General features: G+C 66.9%; 6 protein-coding genes. All 6 read left to right on the top strand.

Annotated elements, in window-relative coordinates:
* On the top strand, nucleotides 1-138 hold a 138-nt coding region (locus tag D8S75_RS17165), incomplete at its 5' end, for an aldehyde dehydrogenase family protein (protein WP_119967550.1).
* Between the two features lie 217 nt (nucleotides 139-355).
* A complete protein-coding gene (locus D8S75_RS17160) occupies nucleotides 356-1,270 on the top strand; it encodes a dihydrodipicolinate synthase family protein (protein ID WP_119967584.1) in 915 nt (304 codons plus the stop codon).
* A 183-nt stretch (nucleotides 1,271-1,453) separates the two neighbouring features.
* On the top strand, nucleotides 1,454-2,083 hold the full coding sequence (locus D8S75_RS17155) for a TRAP transporter small permease (RefSeq protein ID WP_119967583.1): 630 nt from the start codon (nucleotides 1,454-1,456) through the stop codon (nucleotides 2,081-2,083).
* 19 nt (nucleotides 2,084-2,102) lie between these two features.
* Nucleotides 2,103-3,368, top strand: coding sequence for a TRAP transporter large permease (locus D8S75_RS17150; protein WP_119967582.1), 1,266 nt, complete (start codon nucleotides 2,103-2,105; stop codon nucleotides 3,366-3,368).
* 28 nt (nucleotides 3,369-3,396) lie between these two features.
* Nucleotides 3,397-4,383, top strand: coding sequence for a TRAP transporter substrate-binding protein (locus D8S75_RS17145; RefSeq protein ID WP_119967581.1), 987 nt, complete (start codon nucleotides 3,397-3,399; stop codon nucleotides 4,381-4,383).
* A 59-nt stretch (nucleotides 4,384-4,442) separates the two neighbouring features.
* Nucleotides 4,443-4,756: aldehyde dehydrogenase family protein (locus tag D8S75_RS17140; protein WP_119967580.1), on the top strand; the 314-nt coding region annotated here is incomplete at its 3' end.

Genomic DNA, 4,756 nt, shown 5'->3' with positions numbered 1-4,756 from the left:
AACGTGGGCATCCTGGCCACCGAGCATGTGCCCTTTGGCGGCGTCAAGCAGTCCGGCCTGGGCCGCGAGGGCTCGCACCATGGCATGGATGACTATGTGGAGATCAAGTACCTCTGCATGGGCGACATCCTCAAGTGAGCCGACCGATGCACTATTAGTTTTGTAGCTGCTCGCGCTTGACCATCAGGCGCTGGAGGCCAAAAACATTCAAACCGCCACACCGCGAGGTGCTGGCGGTTTTTTTGTGCCCTCCGTGTTTACCCTGACAAAGATATTTTTAATATCCTGCTAATATATTTAAAAGTCGCAAACGACCCCACCCACCGATTCACCACCCCACCCTAGGAGTTCATCCATGACGACCACCCGCTGGCAAGGCATCTTCCCCGCCGTGACCACCAAGTTCCACGCCGACGAGCGCATCGACGCCGAGGGCACGGCCCGCCACATCGACTTCCAGATCCGCAACGGCATCCACGGCGTCGTCACCTGCGGCTCGCTGGGCGAAGCCAGCACGCTGTCGCTCGAAGAAAAGCTCGAAGTCGCCCGCATCGCGGTGGAGGCCAGCGGTGGCCGCGTGCCCGTGCTGGCCAACGTGTCGGAAACCAGCACCCGCGACGCGCTGCGCTACATCGACGCGGCCAACAAGCTCGGCGTGGCCGGCTACATGGTCATGCCCTCGGTCATCTACGTGGCCGACGCGCGCGAAGCCATGGCCAACGTGCGCGCCATGGCCAAGGCCGCCCAGCGTCCGCTGATGGTCTACAACAACCCCGTGGCCTACCGCGTGGACCTCAAGCCCGAGCACATGCTGGAGCTGGCCGACTGCGAACAAGTGGTCGCCGTCAAGGAAAGCACGGGCGACATCCGCCGCGTGACCGACCTGCGCAACACCGTGGGCGACCGCTACCAGATCTTCTGCGGCGTGGACGACCTGGCCTACGAGGCCCTGGCCCTGGGCTGCGACGGCCTGGTGGCCGGCGTGGGCTGCGCCTTCCCGCGCGAGACCGTGGCGCTGTACGAGCTGATGAAGGCCGGCAAGTTCGCCGAGGCCCTGCCGCTGTACCAGTGGATGACGCCCATGCTGCACCTCGACGTGTCGAACAAGCTGGTGCAGAACCTCAAGCTCATCGACGCGCTGGTGGGCGTGGGCACCGAGCATGTGCGCCTGCCGCGCATGCCGCTGGTGGGCGCCGAACGCGAGTTCGTCACCGCCGTGGTGCAGAAGGCCCTGGCCAACCGCCCCGCCCAGTACCGCTCGGTCGACTAAGAAGGTGTGAACGAACCCACCATGCCCGCTCATTCCGCCAAAACACACCCGCTCGTCGTTGCAAATGCTCGCCATAGCACGGGCTATGGCTGTGCTTTGCGCCTAGATCGGCCGCGTTTTCGCGGCCTGCTCGGGCACGCCGGATTCATTCATACCTTCTGACCCCCCTCTCAAAGCCCTGCCATGAACGAACAAAACCCTTCCCAGGACCTGTCCGGCCATGGCTGGGCCCGCGGGATACAGCGCGCCTCGGCCGCGATCCTGCGGGCCGAGCGCCTGGCCCTGATGGCACTCATGGGCCTGCTCGCGCTGATGATCCTGCTCAACGTCGCCACACGCTATTCCGGCATGCCGATCTACTGGGTGGACGAGGCGGCGGTCTACCTCGTGGTGTGGCTGTGCTTCGTCGGCGCCTCCACCATGACGCGGCTGCGCCTGGACTTCGCCGTCACGCTGCTGACCGACGCCGTGGGCGAGCGCCATGCACGCCGCCTCAAGGCGCTGTCCACCGCCTGCGTTTTCCTCTTTGGCTGCGCGCTCATCGCCATGTGCTGGGTGTGGATGGACCCCGTGGGCATCGCGCGCCACGGCTTCGACGCCCGGGAATTCGCCGCCGAGAGCTTCAACTTTCTCTACACCGAACGCACCCAGACCCTGAACTGGCCCACCTGGGTGGTGCAGCTCGTGCTGCCGCTGTTCGCGCTGTGCTTCACCCTCCACGCGGCGGCCAACCTCGTCGAGGACCTGGGCCTGCGGCCCCGCGCCGCCATCGCCGGCTTCAACCTCGGCAACGCCGAGGAAACCGTCAACTGAACCCGCACGGACCGACACCATGACCACTGGCCTGTTCTTCCTCGCCGTCATGCTGCTGGGCGTGCCCATCGGCGTGTGCCTGTGCCTCGCGGGCATCGTCTACATCTTCGCCACCGATGCCACGGTGCTGTTCCAGTCCTTCCCCTCGCAGATGTTCGGCGGCGTGGACAGCTACGGCCTGATCGCCATCCCGCTCTTCATCCTCATCGGCGAGATCATGGGCAGCGGCGGCATCACGCGCCGCCTGGTCGATCTGGCCATGGGCTTCGTCGGCGCCGTGCGCGGCGGCCTGGCCTATGTGAACGTGCTGGCCAACATGATGCTGGCCTCCATCATCGGCTCGGCCACCGCGCAGGTGGCCATCATGTCCAAGATCATGGTGCCCGAGATGGAGAAGCAGGGCTACGACAAGACCTTCGCCGCCGGCGTCACCGTCTACGGCGGCATGCTCGGCCCCATCATTCCGCCCTCGGTGATGTTCGTGGTCTACAGCGTGCTGGCCCAGGTGGCCGTGGGCGACATGCTCATGGCGGGCATCCTGCCCGGCATCCTGCTGACGGTGCTGTTTTTCATCGTCATCGCCTGCATGGGGCTCGTCTACAACTACCCGCGCAGCGAGAAGAAGACGCTGCGCGAGCGCGCCCGCACCATCGCGCTGGCCTCGCCCACGCTGCTCATCCCCATCGTCATCGTCGGCTCCATCCTCGCGGGCATTGCCAACCCGACCGAATCGGCCGCCGTGGGCGCCGTGGTCTCGGCGCTGGTGGGCCGCTTCGTGACGCGCGAGCTGCGCTTTTCCATGCTGCCGCAGATCCTGCTGCGCTCGGCGGTGTACTCGGCCATCGTGCTGTTCCTCGTCGCGGCCGCCGCCGTGTTCTCCTGGCTGCTGATCTACGGCAAGGTGCCGCAGGCCGCCGCCGCCTGGATACAGACCGTGGCCAAGGACCCGGTGAGCTTCCTGCTCATCACCAACGTGATCCTGCTGGTGATCGGCACCGTGATCGACGGCATCCCGGGCCTGATCATGACCGTGCCCATCCTGCTGCCCATCGCCACCGAGGTCTACCACATCGACCCGCGCCACTTCGGCGTGGTGGTGGTGGTGAACCTGGTGCTGGGCCTGATGTCGCCCCCCGTCGGACTGAGCTTCTTCGTCGCGGCCGCCGTGACGGGCGCCAAGCCCGGGAAGATGTTCCTCGTCACCCTGCCCTTCTTTCTGATCTGCTGCGCCGCGCTGGTGCTGCTGTCGCTGTTCCCCAGTCTCTCCCTCGGCCTCCTTGATTGATCCTCCCACCCACGAAAGGCATTGCACCATGAACCTGTCCCGCCGCCACTTCGTCCAGGCCAGCGCCGCGCTGGCCGCCCCCGCCTTCATCGGCCAGGCCCGCGCCCAGGCCAAGGAATTCCGCCTCGGGCTCATCACGCCCGCGGGCCATTCGTGGAACCGCGCCGCGCTGGCCTTCGGCGAGTCGCTCAAGAAGGAAACCGGCGGCCGCCTCTCGGCCACGGTGTTCCACTCGGGCCAGCTCGGCAACGAGGCCGCGATGATGCAGCAGCTGCAGACCGGCGCGCTGGACATGGGCTGGATCCAGGCCGCCGAGCTGGGCTCGCGCGTGGCCAGCATCGCCTCGATCAACGCGCCCTACCTGGTGCGCTCCACCACCGACGTGGCCCGGCTGGTGCGCCACGAGGCCGCGCTCAAGCTGCTCGACGTGCTGCCGCGCGAGACCGGCACCATCGGCCTGGGCTGGGGCATCACCGGCATGCGCGTGGTGTTCTCCACCCGCGAGATCGGCGGCACCAAGGACATCAAGGGCATGAAGCTGCGCATCAACCCCACGCCGGTGTACCGCGACTTCTACCAGCAGCTGGGCGCCGCGCCCACCCCCATCCCCACGCCGCAGGTGTTCGACGCCATGGCCAACGGCCAGGTGGACGGGCTGGAGGCCGACATCGAGTTCTCGTGGAACCAGCGCTTCGACAAGGTGGCCAAGTCCATGCTGCAGATGAACGCGCTGTTCATGCCCTTCGCGCCGCTGGTCTCGGGCCGCGTCTGGCAGGGCCTGAGCGCCCCGGACCGCGAGCTGATCCGGGGCCTGGTGCGCCAGTCGCTCGACGGCCAGATCCGCGACATCGTGACCACCGAGCTGGGCCTGATCGAGAAATTCAAGGCCGTGCCCTTCCCGATCAAGACCGAACCCACCCTGGACGTGGCCGCGCTGGCGCGCGATTTCGACAAGATCTGGCTCCCCAAGGCGCCGCAGATCGCCGAGCTGCGCAAGGTCGGCGCCGCCCTGTAACCACGCTCCCGTGGCCCGGGCACTGCCCGGGCCACGCCCCACCTTCCTACCGCATTGCCATGGACACCCGTACCTCTCCGCTCTCGCTGCTCAACGACCCTTCGCTGCTGAAAACCGACGGCCTCATCAACGGCCAATGGATCAGCGGAGCCAGCCGCTTCGCCGTGCATGACCCGGCCACCGGCTTGAAGCTGGCCGACGTGGCCAACCTGGGCCCCCAGGACGCCCAGGCCGCCATCGCCGCCGCCAACGCCGCCTGGCCTGCCTGGCGCTCCAAGACCGCCAAGGAGCGTTCCATCATCCTGCGCAAGTGGTATGACCTGCTCATGGCCAACCAGGACGACCTGGGCCGCATCATGACCGCCGAGCAGGG

Origin of the sequence: Simplicispira lacusdiani (genome assembly GCF_003604195.1) — a bacterium.
Classification (GTDB): domain Bacteria; phylum Pseudomonadota; class Gammaproteobacteria; order Burkholderiales; family Burkholderiaceae_C; genus Simplicispira; species Simplicispira lacusdiani.
The sequence above is the reverse complement of the archived record's forward strand: the minus strand, read 5'-3'. Positions and strand labels throughout refer to the sequence as shown.

What these genes read in the sequence shown, in the direction of transcription:
- D8S75_RS17145 (WP_119967581.1), top strand. Translation starts at nt 3,397, where the DNA reads ATGAACCTGTCCCGCCGCCACTTCGTCCAGGCCAGCGCCGCGCTGGCC.
- D8S75_RS17155 (WP_119967583.1), top strand. Translation starts at nt 1,454, where the DNA reads ATGAACGAACAAAACCCTTCCCAGGACCTGTCCGGCCATGGCTGGGCC.
- D8S75_RS17150 (WP_119967582.1), top strand. Translation starts at nt 2,103, where the DNA reads ATGACCACTGGCCTGTTCTTCCTCGCCGTCATGCTGCTGGGCGTGCCC.
- D8S75_RS17160 (WP_119967584.1), top strand. Translation starts at nt 356, where the DNA reads ATGACGACCACCCGCTGGCAAGGCATCTTCCCCGCCGTGACCACCAAG.